Source organism: Candidatus Spyradosoma sp. SGI.093 (assembly GCF_050314555.1).
GTDB lineage: Bacteria > Verrucomicrobiota > Verrucomicrobiia > Opitutales > UBA953 > Spyradosoma.
Map to the genome: position 1 here is coordinate 438,988 of NZ_JBNPNH010000002.1, position 16,418 is coordinate 455,405.

Annotated in this window: 11 protein-coding genes; 8 read left to right on the plus strand and 3 right to left on the minus strand. The window is 58.8% G+C overall.

The window, feature by feature from the left end:
* Window positions 1-239: 239 nt before the first annotated feature.
* The 8 genes from ACQREB_RS03860 to ACQREB_RS03895 all read left to right on the plus strand — a co-directional run bounded on the left by ACQREB_RS03860 (window position 240) and on the right by ACQREB_RS03895 (window position 12,261).
* Window positions 240-1,262, plus strand: a complete 1,023-nt coding sequence (locus ACQREB_RS03860) for a glycosyltransferase family 2 protein (protein ID WP_427765503.1) — start codon at window positions 240-242, stop codon at window positions 1,260-1,262.
* A 3-nt stretch (window positions 1,263-1,265) separates the two neighbouring features.
* On the plus strand, window positions 1,266-2,513 hold the full coding sequence (locus ACQREB_RS03865; protein ID WP_427765506.1) for an O-antigen ligase family protein: 1,248 nt from the start codon (window positions 1,266-1,268) through the stop codon (window positions 2,511-2,513).
* Window positions 2,513-3,589: a glycosyltransferase gene (locus tag ACQREB_RS03870; RefSeq protein ID WP_427765509.1), complete on the plus strand. Its 1,077-nt coding sequence runs from the start codon at window positions 2,513-2,515 to the stop codon at window positions 3,587-3,589. The genes ACQREB_RS03865 and ACQREB_RS03870 overlap by 1 nt, the downstream gene beginning before the upstream one ends.
* On the plus strand, window positions 3,586-4,761 hold the full coding sequence (locus tag ACQREB_RS03875; RefSeq protein ID WP_427765512.1) for a glycosyltransferase: 1,176 nt from the start codon (window positions 3,586-3,588) through the stop codon (window positions 4,759-4,761). Before ACQREB_RS03870 ends, ACQREB_RS03875 begins: the two co-directional genes overlap by 4 nt.
* Window positions 4,762-4,809: 48 nt before the next feature.
* Window positions 4,810-6,930 (plus strand): bi-domain-containing oxidoreductase, encoded by a 2,121-nt coding sequence (locus ACQREB_RS03880; RefSeq protein ID WP_427765514.1) that lies wholly within the window; start codon window positions 4,810-4,812, stop codon window positions 6,928-6,930.
* Between the two features lie 26 nt (window positions 6,931-6,956).
* The gene (locus ACQREB_RS03885) at window positions 6,957-8,945 is read left to right on the plus strand and encodes a heparinase II/III family protein (RefSeq protein ID WP_427765517.1); all 1,989 of its coding nucleotides are present in this window, start codon (window positions 6,957-6,959) and stop codon (window positions 8,943-8,945) included.
* 244 nt (window positions 8,946-9,189) lie between these two features.
* A complete protein-coding gene (locus ACQREB_RS03890; RefSeq protein WP_427765519.1) occupies window positions 9,190-10,398 on the plus strand; it encodes an ATP-binding protein in 1,209 nt (402 codons plus the stop codon).
* Between the two features lie 366 nt (window positions 10,399-10,764).
* A complete protein-coding gene (locus tag ACQREB_RS03895; protein WP_427765521.1) occupies window positions 10,765-12,261 on the plus strand; it encodes an RNA-binding domain-containing protein in 1,497 nt (498 codons plus the stop codon).
* Between the two features lie 473 nt (window positions 12,262-12,734).
* Here ACQREB_RS03895 and ACQREB_RS03900 read toward each other — a convergent pair whose 3' ends face one another.
* Genes ACQREB_RS03900 through ACQREB_RS03910 form a run of 3 tightly spaced genes read right to left on the minus strand, consistent with a single transcriptional unit; the run spans window position 12,735 to window position 16,312 of the window.
* Complete coding sequence (locus ACQREB_RS03900; protein WP_427765524.1) at window positions 12,735-13,685, minus strand: site-specific tyrosine recombinase XerD; 951 nt, start codon at window positions 13,683-13,685, stop codon at window positions 12,735-12,737.
* Window positions 13,686-13,698: 13 nt separating this feature from the next.
* A complete protein-coding gene (locus ACQREB_RS03905) occupies window positions 13,699-14,979 on the minus strand; it encodes an ATP-dependent Clp protease proteolytic subunit (protein WP_427765526.1) in 1,281 nt (426 codons plus the stop codon).
* A gap of 28 nt (window positions 14,980-15,007) precedes the next feature.
* Window positions 15,008-16,312, minus strand: coding sequence for an ATP-dependent Clp protease proteolytic subunit (locus ACQREB_RS03910; protein ID WP_427765529.1), 1,305 nt, complete (start codon window positions 16,310-16,312; stop codon window positions 15,008-15,010).
* Window positions 16,313-16,418 lie beyond the last annotated feature (106 nt).

Here is a 16,418-nt window from a genome sequence, read left to right on the forward strand (position 1 = left end):
GACGAATTCAAGAAACCTGTTTCTCACATTGTTTACCACACTCTTATGGTATGGTGCGCCTTCCGTTATGCGAAGCAATGCGCTCTACTGCTTTGTTTCAGCGGGAGATTTTGGAATTCGCGAAGCAACATGCTGCAGACGCTCGCTCTAACCATATTTTCAAACTTTTTTCAATCTCGCCACTCACTACCTACATCTTGGCCCGCACTAAAATTCTCCTGGACAGACTTCTAAAAAAAATGAATCTGAGCACCACATTTTCAGTCGTCATTCCGACCTACAAAAGAACGAAATGTCTCAAGGAGACTCTTTTGAGCATTCTTCTCTCGAGAGAGGAAATCAAAGAAATAATCTTGGTAGACCAGAGCGATTCAAAAATCGCAGAGGAAATCAGAGCCTTCGTCGAAGAATCGAAAAAAATATTCCAACCCTGCGAATTGACTTTGATTCATTCTGAACAACCAAGTTTGACTGCAGCAAGAAATATCGGTCTAAAAAAAGCTGCTTCTGATTGGGTGATTTTTTGCGATGACGACGTCATTTGGCCGGAAGGAATCATATTGAAACTCAAGGACCGCATAATTGCAGAAAGAGATCTCGTACTGATAGGAGGACTGAACTACGAAGGGAAAGGCGATACATACACTGAAGCCGTTTCAAGTATTATTTCATCTCGTCCGCAAAACCTATTCGTCCGCTTTTTACGTTGGCTTGTCGGGCGAGGAGGGCTTTCCGTGATGCGAGGGCACGCGTCACATGCAGTATTCGGGAAATTTCCGGAGGATATGAACGGCATTCGAGATACGGAATGGGCGATGGGATTCTTTTTTGCAATCGATCGTTCTTTCGTGATGTCGCAAGAATTGCTGTTCGACGAAAATCTTAAGAAATATGCTTATGCGGAAGATTTCGATTTTACACATAGGCTTTACCGCGTTGCCAAACGGCAGAGAAAGCGCTGCATTTTTTCGCCGGAAATCGGCGTATGGCATAAAGCAACACGAGAATGGCGTATCAGCCCGCTCTGGCAACAATATGCGCTTTTTATGAACCGCGTGTACATCGGAGAAAAGATTTATCGCAATTTCATAGAATACGCCTGGTTCACTCTCCGTATGGTCATTGCAGAAACTTATAACTTTCTGCTCTCCGTAAAAGATCGCAACTGGAAATCTTTCCTAAAACTGCATTTCGAATACTTCAAAAACCATTCCCGTATAAAAAAAGAAGGCTGGTATTTCCTGCTGGAAAGGGGAAATTAAAAGATGAGTCGCATCCCTCAACATCCATTTCAAGAGTCTACAGACCGGAAAAGCGTTTTCTTGCTCTTCTTTGGAAGTATATTAGCCTTTTCTGCCTATTTTTTTCTGCGCACACAAATCTATCCCATTCTCAACACTGCAGGCGGAATAATTATGTTGGCGCCACTCATAACGCGATTTCCACGTGCGATCCAAGTATTAAAAATGCCACCCGGAAAATTATGGTTTTTTGCTATTATTTTTTCCGCTGGGATGCTCGTCTTGAGAATGATGAAAAACGGACTAGATTCCGATACTTTGCTTATTGGAGATCTTTATCAATTCTCCTTGGCCTTTGCATTTCTCACCGCAGGATTTACCTTTTCCGTCCCCCAGAAGATTTTTTGCAAAGCAATTGTTTTCTATGGATTAGCGGTATCACTGGGAGGATTTTTCTTAATGAAATATCAAGGCGGAGGACTGACAGAGGTCTCTGGAGAATATGCGCTCTCCGCAAAAAATTCGATTTGTGTCATATGGGCAATTGCCGGAGCCCTGCTCTTTTGGAACTATCTTTACGGTTATTCCGGGAAAATTATCAAATGGTTGGGAATAGGAGCATTTACTCTCGTCTGCATATGTATTCTTTACGGCAGAGGACGAACTGCATTTCTTGCATTAATATCTTTTTCCGTTCTCGCTCTTTATAAAAAATTCGGAAAAGGACGATGGTATATTGGGCTCCTTGTTCTTTTGATTTTGGCAATCTTCTCATGGCTCTTCTTTCATTTTTTTGGAACTCCAGAACTTTTGAAAGAATCTTTTCTGAAAAACAAAAATGAAGACGACTTAAACAGTATCTCTTCTGGTCGCCTAGAGTTGATTCTTATGGGCCTCGAGGGATTTCTAGCACACCCTTTTTGGGGATGTGGGGACTTTAACGGGACGATGCCGATTCATTGCTACCCAGTCCGGATTCTCGCAGGAAGAGGCCTGATAGGAGGGTTCGGATACATGATTTTCTACTTTTATCTTTGCAAAACTTGCATGAAAAAGCTGGCGGATAGGTCCCTAGGAAAATTTGACGACATCGGAGTATATATTATGATTGTCCCTCTTTTCGGCAGTCTTGGAGAAATCTGCCAACCATATGGTCCCGGAAGTGTCTCCGGGATAGCCTTTATGCTCTTTGGAATCTATCTGCGCAAGGAATTCGAAGAAAAAATCCATCCTCGCGATAATCCCATCTCCGCGTATAGGAGGGCTGCGTAATGTCACGGGCGCTCTGTTTTTGGCAGAACATGCCCGCCATTCATCAAGTGCCGTATCAGCGGGAACTGGCGACGATGGGATATAAAGTGATGCTTATAGCGGACACGGAGATGCTTCCCGAACGCGCCAAGATGGGCTGGACGCGTCCGGATTTGGGCGAAATCGAACTGCGCGTCGGGCTGTCCTGGGAGGAGAAAAGGCGGATTTTGGAAACGCAGCCCGCCGACGCCGTGAATTTCGTTTCGGGCGTGCGCGGGTGCCGCGACGGGGGCAAGGTGACGGATTTCTGCATCGCGCGCGGTCTTCGCGTCGGGTGGATCGCCGAAACCTGGGACGCCCGCGGTTGGAAAGGTTTTCTGCGAACCTTGCTTTATCGTGCGGAAGCGCTGAAATACCGAAACAAACTCTCCTTCATTTTGGCGATGGGCGACAAAGGCGTTTCAGCCTATACGCGCGTCGGCTACTCGAAGGAACTGCTGAAACGCTTCTGGTACGTCGTCGATGCGCCTCCCGCACAAACGAAAAAGCAGCAGGACAAATCCGATTTGATAAAAATCTGTTTCGTCGGACAACTTTGTCCGAGAAAGGGGCCGGACTTGCTTTTGGAAGCGCTGAGCGGAATTCCGGGCGATTGGATATGCGACATCGTCGGGAACGGGGAAATGAGCGATGCGCTGAAAAAAAAGGCGGGAACGCTCAATCTGTCAGCCAAGGTGAATTTCGTCGGGGCGCAAAGCAACGAACGCGTCTTCGACTTCATTCGCCGAGCGGACGTCTTCGTTCTGCCGTCGCGTTGGGACGGCTGGGGGGCGGTCGTCAACGAAGCGCTGTTATGCGGAACTCCCGTCGTCTGCTCCGATGCCGCGGGAGCGGCATGCGTTCTCGACGGCGAGCTCGGATCCGCCTTCCCGAGCGAAAACGCGACCGAGCTGCGCAAGGCGTTGGAACGGCAAATCCGCCTCGGCCCGGTCTCCCCGGAAAAAAGAGAACGAATCCGCGCTCTCGCCGAAACGCGCGTTTCGGCGACGGCGGCGGCGAAATTCCTCCGCGAAGAAATTTTAACCGACGCGAAATGAAAATCCTGCTCAATGCGACTAATCTGGTGGTGGGCGGCGGCATACAGGTCGCGGCCTCGTTCATCGTCGAAGCCGTCCGCCGGAAAGAAGCGGACATCGAATGGCTTTTTTGCGTTTCGGCACAGGTCGCGGGAACGCTGCGGAAGCTCCTCCGCGCAGAGGAGATGCCGCCGCTGGAGATTTTCGAGCGGAACCCGAACCACCTTCTCGCGGGAAGAGCCGCGCGGAAACGGCTTCGCGGGCTCGCGGAAAGCTTTAAGGCGGACATTATCTTCACGGTGTTCGGACCGTTTCTGATGCGGTTTGCCGGTCAAGGAACGAGGCGGCCGACCGCACACCTTGCAGGGTGTGCGGTCGGCTGGTCAACCCACCCGAACCGCCTGGTCTATGAAAAAATCGGACGTCTTCAGACGCTGAAGCGCAAGATCCGGCGCGTCTGGGATTTTTTCTGTCTGCGTCGGGCGCGGTATTTTTGGATCGAATCGGACATCGCCCGCGAAGGGCTGAAGCGCGGCGCGGGAACGGACGACGCGCACGTCCGCACGATCCGCAACACCTGCGCCGGAGTTTTTCTGACGGCGGAAAAGCGCGAAGCGGATTTCGGCGCGAGGGAAATCCGCGTGCTCGTCATGGGCAATCCCTACGTCCACAAAAATTTCGACATCGTGCCCGACGTGCTCGCCGCGCTGAAAAGGCGCGACGCTTCGCGGAGCTACGTCTTCACGCTGACGGCGCCCGAAGACGGCGAGGCGTGGCGAAGCATCCGCGCGCGCGCCGAAGCGCTCGGCGCGGCGGACGGCGTGCGCACGGTCGGGAAAGTCGCGCTCGCGGATTGTCCGAAGCTGTATTCGGAAAGCCACGTCGTGTTCATGCCGACGCTGCTCGAAACGTTTTCCGCGACGTATCCGGAGGCGATGGCGATGCGGCGCCCCGTCGTGACGACGGATTTGAACTTCGCGCACGACATCTGCGGGAACGCCGCGGCGTATTATTCGCCGCTCTCGGCGGAAGACGCCGCGGGAAAAATCGTCCGCGTCGTCGAAGATTCCGCGCTGCGGGAACGCCTGCTCGCCGAGGGCGAACGCGTGCTCGCCGCCCTGCCCTCTCCGCGGCGGAAATACGAGCTGCTCGTCTCCTACATGCGGGAAATCCTCTTGGGGGAACGCGCCTGACGCGAACAACTGAAATTTCATCAATCTGAAAATCCGTATTAGAAAACCATGAAACAAATTTTGCAGAATTTGGGCAGCGGAGAAACGCTGCTCGCGGAAGTGCCGGCGCCGGGCGTGCGCGCGGGAAGCCTTTTGATCCGAACGGAAGCCTCGCTCGTTTCTCTCGGAACGGAAAAGATGCTCGTCGATTTCGGACGCGCGAACTTCATTCAGAAAGCGCGCAAACAGCCGGACAAGGTCAGACAGGTGCTGCAGAAGATCAGGACCGACGGGCTGTTTCCGACGATCGCCGCCGTGCGCAACAAGCTGGACCAGCCGCTGCCGCTCGGCTACTGCAACGTGGGGCGTGTTCTCGCCGTCGGCGCGGGCGTGAGCGGCTTCGCCGTGGGCGACCGCGTCGTCTCGAACGGTCCGCACGCGGAGATCGTCTGCGTTCCGAAAAATCTCTGCGCGAAAGTTCCTGAAGGCGTTCCCGCGGAAGAGGCGGCGTTCACGGTCGTAGGCTCGATCGGGCTTCAGGGCATCCGGCTGATTCGTCCGACGCTGGGGGAAACGGTCGTGGTGACCGGGCTGGGGCTGATCGGGCTTTTGGCGGTGCAGGCGCTGCTGGCTGCGGGCTGCGACGTGATCGGCGTCGATTTCGATTCGCGCAAATGCGGACTGGCGCGCTCTTTCGGCGCGAAGGCGGTCGATCTGAGCAAGGGCGAAGATCCCGTGGCATTCGTCAACGCGGAAACGCGCAACCGGGGCGCGGACGCCGTGTTGATCACGGCCTCGACGCGAAGCGACGAGCCGATGCACCAGGCGGCGCAGATGTGCCGCCAGCGCGGGCGGGTCGTGCTCGTGGGCGTCGTCGGGCTGAATCTGATGCGCAGCGATTTTTACGAAAAGGAGATTTCCTTTCAGGTCTCGTGCAGTTACGGTCCGGGGCGCTACGACGCGGACTATGAGGAGCGCGGGAACGACTACCCGTTCGGGCTCGTCCGCTGGACGGAAGGCAGAAACTTCGAGGCGATTCTCGGGCTGATGAAAAGCGGGAAGATGAACGCGGCGCCGCTGATTTCGCATCGGTATCCGTTCGACGAAGCGCTGAGCGCCTACGCGAACCTCGGGGCTCCCGGCGCGCTCGGCATCGTGATGCATTATCCCGAAACCGCCGATGCGACGCGGACCGTGCGTCTCTCCGCGCCTGAAGCGGCGGGGAGCGCGAAGACCGAGCGAGGCGTCGTCGGCGTCCTCGGCGCCGGCAACTTCACGGGCGCGACGCTGCTGCCCGCGCTCAAAAAAACGGACGCCCGCCTGAAGGCCATCGTCTCCGCGAGCGGAGTGACGGGAACGCATCTGGCGAAGAAATACGGCGTGGAAATTTCGACGACGGACGGAAGCGCGCTTTGGAACGACGCCGAAATCGACACCGTCTTCATCACCACGCGCCACAACGCGCATGCCGCGCAGGCGATTCGCGCGCTGGACGCCGGAAAAAACGTCTACGTCGAAAAACCGCTGTGCCTGACGCCCGAAGAGCTGAACGCCGTCCGCGCGGCGATGGAGCGCAACCGCGCCCGCGGAGACGGCTCCCGCCTGATGGTCGGCTTCAATCGCCGCTTTTCGCCGCACGTTCGGGAAATCAAAAAGCGCCTGGACTCCGTTCCCGAAACGAAAGCGTTCGTGATGACGGTGAACGCGGGCGCGATTCCGGCTAATCACTGGACGCAGGACACGGCGGTCGGCGGCGGGCGCCTTTTGGGCGAAGCCTGTCATTTCGTCGACCTGCTGCGCTTCCTCGCGGGAACGCCGATCGCGGAAAGCCGCGTCGATTATCTCGGCGGCAGCGCCGGCGCGCTGAAGGACGTGTTTTCGATTTCGCTGAAATTCGCGGACGGAAGCATCGGCACGATTCATTATTTCGCGAACGGGGAAAAATCGTTCCCGAAAGAACGCCTTGAGATCTTCTGCGGCGAAAAAATCATCCAGCTGGACAATTTCCGCGTGACGCGCGGTTTCGGCTGGAAAGGATTTTCGAAGTTCAAGACGCCGACGCAGGACAAGGGGCACGCCGCCGCGATGCGGGCGATGATCGAAGCGGTCCGCGGCGGTGCTCCGAGCCCGATTCCGGAAGAGGAGCTTTGGGAAGTCTGCCGCGTCTGCCTGGATCTGGCGCGAGGCTGAACCGCGTCCGAGAAAAGGGGATTCGCATGCGTCGCGCATTTCGGATGATCCGCGTCTTGGGCGTGCGCTGGGCGCTGTTCCGCCTCCGCTACGCGCTGAAGACGCGCTGCGGATTTTTCGAGAAAAAGCTCCCGATGCGCACGTGGAGCGACCTGACGGAGAAGGAAATCTTCGATCCGGAGACGTTTTCGGGAACGCTCGAGAAGGACTATGCGGAATGGAAACGGAAAAACGCGCGCTCATTTCTTTTTCGAGCCGCGGATTTCCGCGACTGGCGTCCGCTGCTCGAGAGATGGGGAGCCTCCGCCGCGACCGAGGAAATCGAGAACCTGAAGGTCGGACGCGTTCTGTATTTTGAAAACGGATACGCGACCTGCGGCTTTCCGCCGCGCTGGCGCGAAAACGCGGTTTCCGGGGAAAGCACGCCTGCGGGAACGCACTGGAGCGGTCTGAGCGATTTCGGATTCGGCGACATCAAATTCATCTGGGAACCGTCGCGTTTCGGCTTCGTCTTCCCGCTGATTCGCGTCTATGCCCGGACGAGAGACGACGGCTGCGCCCGGATCTTCTGGACGCTTTTCGAAGACTGGTGCCGGGAAAATCCTCCGGAAACGGGCGTGAACTGGAAATGCGGGCAGGAGATTTCTCTGCGCCTCATGGCGTGGAGCTTCGCGTTTTACGCCTTTCTCGAATCGCCGGAGACGACGCCGGAGCGGCTCGCCCTGTTCGCGCGCGCCGTTTTCGAAAGCGCGCGGCGCGTGCGGGCGAACGTCGATTACGCGCTGAGCCAAAAGAACAATCACGGCGTGAGCGAATGCGTCGGGCTGATCTGCGCGGGAACGCTGTTTCCGGAATTTCGCGGAAGCGAGGAACGGCTTTCCTGCGGCGTGAGGAATCTGGAACGGCAGATCCGAGAGCTCGTTTATCCCGACGGAGGTTTTTCCCAGCATTCCCTGAATTATCACCGCGTGATGATGCAGGATCTGACGTTCGCGCTCCGGATCGCGGAAGTCAACGGCGTCGAGCTCCCCGAAATTCTGCGGGAACGTCTCCTGCTCGCCGCCGCCTACGCGCGGGATTTCGTTTTCGGGAACGACGGCGACACGCCGTGCTGGGGCGCGAACGACGGCGCGCACGTCTTCCGGCTTTCGGAATGCGGGTATCGCGATTTTCGTCCGCACCTGCAGTGCGTCGGCGTCGGATTTTCCCGCGAGCGTTTTTTCCCGCCCGGACCGTGGGACGAAGAAGCGCTTTGGTTTTTCGGGAAAGCCGCGCTCGACGCCGTCGGCGAAAAACGCGCCGCCGCGCGCGACCGCTTTTCCGCGACCGTCGCGGGAACGCACGTTCTGCGCCGCGGAGGAAACGCCGTGTTTTTCCGTTGCGGCTGCTTCGCGCATCGGCCGGGCGACGACGATCTGCTGCACGTGGACATCTGGCGCGACGGCGAATGCGTCGTCGGAGACACCGGCTCGTTCAGCTACAATTCGAAGACTCCGTTCATCGCCGAGCACAACGTCGTTTCGGCGGACGACGAACCGCAGATGGAACGCCTGAGCCGTTTTCTGAAGGCGCCGATCCGCGGAACGCTTCTGCGCGCGGACGCGCGCGGATTCTCGGGCGAACACGACGGGTATCGGCGACTGCGCGTTCCCGTGAGACATCGCCGGGATGTCGAAGTCGAAGAAGCGTCCGTCTCGATCCGCGACGAGCTGAGTTCGTCGGCGGAACACGTCTATGAAACGCATTGGGTTTTTCCGAAGTTCCGTGTTGAAAGAAGCGAAGTCTGCGACGGGCTGGAATTTTTCCTCCTGAACGGCGAAAAAACCGCCGGACGCCTGCGCATCCGTGCCGACGGCGCGGAGTTCCTCGGATTCTCCGTCCACAAAGGCGACGAAAAAAGCGGCAGAGGCTTCGTTTCGCCGCACTACGGCGAGCGGCTTCCGGCGCAGGTGCTCTCGGTCAGATTCCGCGCCGCCGCCGCACACATCCGCACGGACTTCGTCTTCCCCGCCTGAACACCCTGCCGGTCTCCCCGCCCCGCACTGATTCTTGCGGGAACGCCCCTTCAAAAACTGTGGAATAAACTGTGGAATAAAACGGGAAAAGCTCGGCGTGAAGCGCGATGCGCCCCCGCCAAATGCCAAAAGCCCCCTCCGCGCCGCGCCCCACAACGCAAAAATTTTGTTCGTAAGCTACAAAATTCATTCATTTTGAATTTTTATAGTTTACGAACTACAAAAACAGCAATAAATTTTCGCCATGAAAATCATCGAGCGAGAGTTTTATACGGAGAAAATCGAACCTTACGTCGATTCCGGCCTGATCAAGGTTCTTGTCGGGCAGCGGCGAGTGGGCAAAAGCTGCATCATGCGGCAGATCGCCGACAAGCTTGCGCGAAGCGGGAACGGCGCGAACTGCATTTACGTCGACAAGGAAGATTTCGCCTTTGCCGAAATCCGCGACGCGGCGACACTACTCGGCTACGTCGAACCCCGCCTCCGCGCGAAAAAGCGGAACTACCTTTTCATCGACGAGGTGCAGGAAATCACCGGCTTCGAGACGGCGCTGCGAAGTCTTCACGCGAAGGAACAATGCGACGTCTTCTGCACGGGGAGCAATGCGAAGATGCTCTCCGGAGAGCTCGCCACGGGTCTTTCCGGCCGCTACATCGAATTTGAAATTCGTTCGCTGGACTACCTTGAGTTTCTGAAATTTCACGCGCTCGAAGATTCGGACGCCGCGCTGACGCGGTACTTCACGTTCGGCGGGTTGCCGCACCTGGCGCACCTGGGGCTGGAAACCTCGCTCGCCGACGAATATCTGAAAAATATCTACTCGACCATTTTGCTGAAGGACGTCCTGGGGCGCATGGGACTGCGCAACCCGGCTTTTCTGGAGCGGCTTTCCGTGTTTCTCGCGGACAACGTCGGAAGCGTTTTTTCGGCGTCGAGCATCAGCAGATTTCTGAAGTCGAAGTCGGAAAAAGTCGCGCCTTCCGTAATCATAAACTACTTACATGCGATGTGTTCGGCGTTCATAGTCGAACGGGCGCCGCGCTTCGACATTCGCGGGAAAGAGCTTTTCGAGACTCGGGAAAAGTATTACTTCGAGGACATCGGTCTGCGCAACGCGCTCGTCGGAACGAATCTCGCGCGCGACGTCGCTAAAATCGCCGAAAACGCGGTTTTTCTTCATCTGCGGAAACTCGGCTACACGGTGAGCGTCGGCGAAATCGGGAACGCGGAAGTCGATTTCGTCGCGCAAAAGCAGGGAAAAACGGTTTATGTTCAAGTCGCGTATCTGATCGCCGACGAGAAGACGCGCGACCGAGAATTCGGCAATCTGAAAAAAATCGACGACAACTTTCCGAAATACGTGGTTTCGATGAATCCGCTCAACCCCGGCGGGAACGAAGACGGGATCCTCCACCTGCACATCCGCGATTTTCTGAAAAAAGAGGCGTTATGAGCCCGCCGCGGGAAGGCGCCCGGCGGAATTGCGGATTGCTCCCCGAAGGCGAAAGGCGTTCCCGCCAAGCGCCAAGCGCCAATCGCCAATCGCCAAAAGCCAACTGCCGCCAGTCGCCGCGCCCCACGATGCGAAAGCTTCGTTCGTAAGCTACAAAATGAATTCATTTGGGATTTTTATAGTTTACGAACAATAAATTCGGAGACACCCGCCTCCCCGCCGACGACTACGTGCTAACCGTCGACAGTTAATCGCCAAAAGCCGCCGAGCCCCGCGCTAATCCTTGCGGGAACGCCGCGCTTCTGAAAGAATGTTGCGCATGAGCCGTTTTCCCGCAGTCTGTTTTTTCCGAAAAGGAGGCGCACGATGATTTCCGCCGAGCGCATCCGCGAACTCATCGCGCACGGAGAAAACGAACGCGTCGAATTCAAATCCGCCGTCGGCGGCGTGCCGAAAAACCTCTTCGAAACGATTTCGGCGTTTCTCAACAAAAACGGAGGCGTCGTGCTGCTCGGCGTCAAAGACGGCGGCGCGTTCTCGGGGCTCTCCCGCACGGAGGCGCGCCGGCTCGCCGACGAAGTCGTGGCGCTCTCGAACAACGCGCAGAAGCTTTCGCCGCCGTTCATTCTGGACGCGGACGTCGTGCCGTTCGTGGACGAATTCGTCGTCGCGATCGAGGTGCCCTCGTCCTCGCAAGTCCACAAATGCAACGAAAAATTCTTCGACCGTTCCCGCGACGGCGATTTTCAGCTACGCTCGACGGAGCAGATTCGCCAGCTCTACATGCGCAAAAGCGACGCGTTCTCCGAAAACAAGATTTATCCTTACCTTACGGAAGACGATTTTGACTCGAAACTGATCGCCCGGGTGCGGCAACGCATGGTCAACCTGCGCCCGGATCATCCGTGGCGCGAACTTTCCGACGCGGAATTTTTCCGCGCGGCGGGACTTTGGCGGAAGGATTTTTCGGAGGGGACGGAAGGCTACACGCTCGCCGCCGTCATGCTTTTCGGGAAGGACCTCACGATTCTGAACGTCGTGCCCTATTTCAAGATCGACGCGATTCTGCGCCGCAAAGATCTCGAACGCTACGACGACCGCGTGACGATTCAGACCAATCTGATCGACACCTTCGATCGGCTGATGGCGTTCGTCGCGAAGCATCTTCCGGATCCGTTTTATCTCGAAGGGGCGGAACGTCGCTCGCTCCGCGACACGATTTTCCGCGAGCTGCTCGTCAACTTTCTGATTCACCGGGAATACGCGAACGCGCATCACGCCACGTTCACGATCGAACGCGAGTTCGCCGAAACGCGCAACGCCAACAAGCCGCGTCTTTGGGGAAGCCTGACGCTCGACAACTACGAGCCCTTCCGGAAAAATCCGTCGATCGCCAATATTTTCACGCAGATCGGGCTGGCGGAAGAACTGGGCACCGGCATGAGGAAAATCTCGAAATACATTTTCGAATACGCCAAGCGAGGCGGAATCGAATTTTTCGAAGAGGAACTCTTCCGCGCGAGAATTCCGCTTCCGCCGGAAGAAGAAAACGCACAAACGGACAAACAAGGCGAGAGCAAGAACGAGACCCGGAACATAGACAGAGACATAGACAGAGACATAGACAGAGACATAGACAGAGACATAGACGAAGAACAGAGAATTATTTTGCAGTATTGTACGACCGCCAAAAGCGCCCGAGAAATCTTTAAGCACATAGGGCTTCGCTACAACACGATGGCATTACGGAGAGTTCTCCGCCCGCTTCTCGAAAGCGGCCGACTCCGGCGCACAGTTCCCGACAAACCCACAAGCCGCCACCAGCGCTACGTCACTGTAATCTCCTTCGAGGGGCATAAATAAAGCAATACGCTTTTGTCCCTGAACAACGTCCACGGCGACTACCTCACATCGACGTGCTTCTCCGCCGGCTCGCGCAAAGCGGCGTATTCCGCCGCATGTCGTTCCCGCGCCCGGCGGAATTTCAAATCGATTCCCGAAGGAGAAATGCCGCCCCTTGCGGGAAATCGCCCTGCCCCATCGGCTGATGAAGGGCGTGCCAACTTCCGCCGGAAGACGACGAAACGGAAATGCTCCTTCTCGAAGATACCGGAGAGGATGTGCGTGCGAAACGAAGTGAGGAATGGAGTAAGGAAAGAAGCGGAAGTAAGGAAAAGAAGAGTAAGGAAAGAGACATGGGAGGAAAAGAATCTGAGAAAGCTCAAAGACGAGAGGCTCATCGTTCGGCGCGGCGGGCGACGTTACGGCGCTTGGGAAATCCTTCCCGAAACTGCGGAATAAAGCCGGACGAAGAGCGCTAAGCCTCGGCGCGGATTTCAGGCGTCGAGGCGGCGGCGGGGATGCGTGCGGCGGTGCTCGTCGCGCAGCTGCGTCCGCTCGACGGCGGTGTAGATCTGCGTCGTGCTCACGTCCGCGTGGCCGAGCATTTCCTGAATCGCGCGCAAGTCGGCGCCGTTCGCGAGCAGGTGCGTCGCGAAGGCGTGGCGCAGCTGGTGCGGGTGGATTTTTCTGCGGATGCCGGCGCGCTCGACTTCGCGCTGCAGAAAAGCCCAGAGCGTCTTGCGGGAAATCGCCCTGCCCCATTGGCTGATGAAGAGCGCGCTGCCCGTCTTCGGCTTGGCGAGACGCGGTCGCCCGGCGTCCGAAAGATATTCCCGCAGCGCGCGCACGGCGGAAGCGCCGACGGGAACGACGCGGTCCTTCGATCCCTTGCCGCGCACGCGCACGAGCCCGTCCTCGAGATTCAGCGACTGCAGGTCGAGCGCGCACAGCTCGGACGCGCGCAGCCCGCTGCCGTAGGCGAGCTCGAGCATGGCGCGGTTGCGCAGCCCCTGCGGCGAATCTTCCGCGGGCATGTCCAGAATCGCGGAAACCTCCGCAACCGAAAGCGTTTCCGGCAGCCGGCGCGCGAGCTTCGGACGCGCGACGACTTCGCAGAAATCGTCCGCGCGCGCTCCCGTCGCGACGAGCCGCCGCGAAAACACGCGCAACGCCGTAAGCTTGCGCGCCGCGCTCTTGGCGGAGACGCCGGCTTCGTCCAGCGCCTTCAGCCAGGCGGAAACGTGCTCGCCGCGGACGCCGTCCCACGTTCCCGCGAGCCCTTCGCGGCGCAGAAAATCGCAGAACTGCAGCAGATCCTTGCGGTACGCGAGCAGAGAATTGCGCGCGAGCCCGCGTTCGAGATCGAGGAACGCGACGAACTCGTCGAGCCCGTCGCGCATGGCTTCGGGCGCGATGAAGTTCGGCGGCGATTTCAGGCGGGACACGGAAACGCGGCGCTCACTCGACGCCGGAAATCCACCAACGGTCGAAGGGATTTTCGAGCGGCGGGAGCGATTCGAGCGCCGTTCCCGCGGCGCCGGCTTCGGCGCGCATTCCGGCGGGAGCGCCCTTCTTAGGCGAATCCAGCGCGACGACGGCGGTCTCCTCCACGCGCGTCACGAGAAAATCGATCCAGCGGCGCTCGACCGCCTCGGTTCCGAAGACTTCCCAGTCGCCGTCCGAATTGTGCTCGTACATCTGCTTCGTCATTTCCTCGACGGAAATCCCGAGCTTTTTCGCGACCGGACCGATGAACATACGATAGACCTCCTCCGTCGTGCGCATGGACTCGCGCAGCGAAGTCAGATTGGCGCGGGCGAACACGGAGGAAATCTGGTGGTGCAGAATCTTCGTGTTCTCGAAGCAGTAGGAGCGCTCCGCCGTCGTCGCGATGACGGCCGCCATGCTCGCCGCCATGCCCTTGACGACGACGTACACCGGCGCACGGCTGCTCTGCATCGCCTTCTGGATCTGATAGCCCGCCATGACGGAGCCGCCCGGCGAATTGTCGATGACGAGGAAGATCGGATATTCCGTGTCGCGCGTGTTGAGGAACGCGATCTGCCGGCAGACGCGCGCGGCGGATTCCGGCGTGACGGGACCGTTGAAATCGACGCGGCGGTCGGAAATGTAGAGCGTGCCGTCCACGAGCGGTTCCTTCAGGTATTTCGGCGCCGCGGGAGCGACCTTTTCGGTCTCGAGCTTCTTGGAATAAATCGCGGCGGGAGCAGCGAGCTCGTTGTTGAGCGACGCGACGCGCGCCTGCAGTTCGCGCGAGTCCGTCTCAAGCTCGGCGAGGCGGCGCTGTTTCGCGCGCAGTTTCGCCTCGGCGCGCGCGGTCGCGAGCGCGAGTTCGCGTTCGAGCTTCGCGCGTTCCTCCTCGATCGCGGCGAGCTTTTCGGCGAACGCCGCCGCGCGCTGCGCGCGTTCCGCGTCGAGACGCGCCTTTTCGAGCTTCTGCGGGAGCAGCTCCTGCTCCAGCTTCGCGTCGGCGAGGTTCAGTTCCGCCTCGAGCTTCGCGCGTTCGGCGGCGAGTTTTTCGACGCTCTCGCGGAGCGCCTTCATCGCCGCCTCGTTCGCGTTTTCGGGCGCGGGAGCGGGCGCCGCGGCGGTCTGTTCCGCGGGGACGGCGGGCGTTTCCGCGGGAGCGGCTTCCTCGGCGAAGGCGGACGTTCCCGCCGTCAGCGCGGCGGCGGCGAAGAACGCTGTTTTACGGAAGGGATTCTTGAAGAAAATCATGGCTTTTTCGGCTTTCTCTGTTCGGGGTTCAGCGGGCGAGACCGTAGCGGTTCTGCGGATCGTAGATCAGCCAGGCGTCGCCGGGCTCGAGACGCGGCAGCTCGAAGCGCGTTCCCGCGGAACCGGTCTCCGCGCCCGCGTCCGCGACGGCGGGAACGGCGGAATCGACGATGCGCTCCGCGACGTGGTCCACCCAGCGCATTTCCGCCGCGTCCCTGCCCCACGCGGCCCAGTCGCCCGTGGAAAAATGCTTGTACATGTCGGCGACGAATTCCTCCTGCGTCTTGCCGATTTTTTTGCAGACGGGCTCGAAGAGGCGCGAGACCCAGTCCCGCGTCTGCTTGAGCTGCTCGCCCATCGACGTCATGTTGCCCACGACGCTCGCCGAGGCCTGGTGGTGCAGAATGATCGAATTTTCGTAGCAGAACGAGCGCTCCGCGAGCGTCGTGATGATCGCCGCCATGCTCGCCGCCATGCCTTTGACGACGACGTACACCGGCGCCTTGCTGCTTTCCATCGCCTTCAGGATCTGATAGCCCGCGAACGCGGAACCGCCCGGGGAATCGCCGATGACGAGGAAGATCGGATATTCCGAGTCGCGGTTGTTGTAGAAATAGATGCGCTCGACGATGTAGCGCGCGGAATCGCCCGTGACGGGGCCGTTGAAGTCGATGCGCCGGTCGGAAACGTAGAGCGTGCCGTCCACGAAGGGATCCTTCAAGCGGACGGGCTCGAGCGCGGGAACGCCCCGCGCCTTTTCCTCAAGCCCGGAACGCGTCACCTCCAGGTTCAGCCTGCCGAGCTCGATTTCGCGGGAAAGGCGGTCGATGCGCGCGTCGAGCTCCTGCTCCTTCACCTGCGAATTGCGGGCGAGCATGGCGAGATTGTCGCGGGCGGCGTCGCGCGCGGCGACGGCGTCGAGCGTGCGCTTGGCCTCGTCGATTTCGGCGAACTCGGCGGCGAGCTTGGCGCGGCGCAGCTCGGCGGCGGCTTCGCGGCGCAGGCGCGCTTCGTTGCCGGGCGCCATGTCGCGGCGCAGACGCACCTGCGCGAGCGCGACTTCCGCGTCGATGCGGGACTTTTCCAGGCGCAGCAGCGCGACGGCCTCCGCCTCGAGCCTGCGCTTTTCGGCCTCCGCCTTTTCGGGAGAGATTTCTTCCGCGGGAGCGGCGTTTTCCGGCGCGGGCGCGGGAACGTTCTCCGCGGGAGCGGCGGCCTCGGCGGGAGGCTGTTCGGCGGGAACGTCCGCGGCTTCCTGAGCCGCCGCCGACGCGAAGGCGACGAACGGCAACAGCGCCGTCGCAAAAAGGATGTTCAGATCGTTTTTCTTCATAAAAAAATTCTGTCGTTGCGAGGGGTGGAAAATCGAAAAAATGTTCCGCCCATCATACGGAGCCCGCCCGCCGCGCGCGAGCTTTTTTGCGGACGTTCCCGCGGGA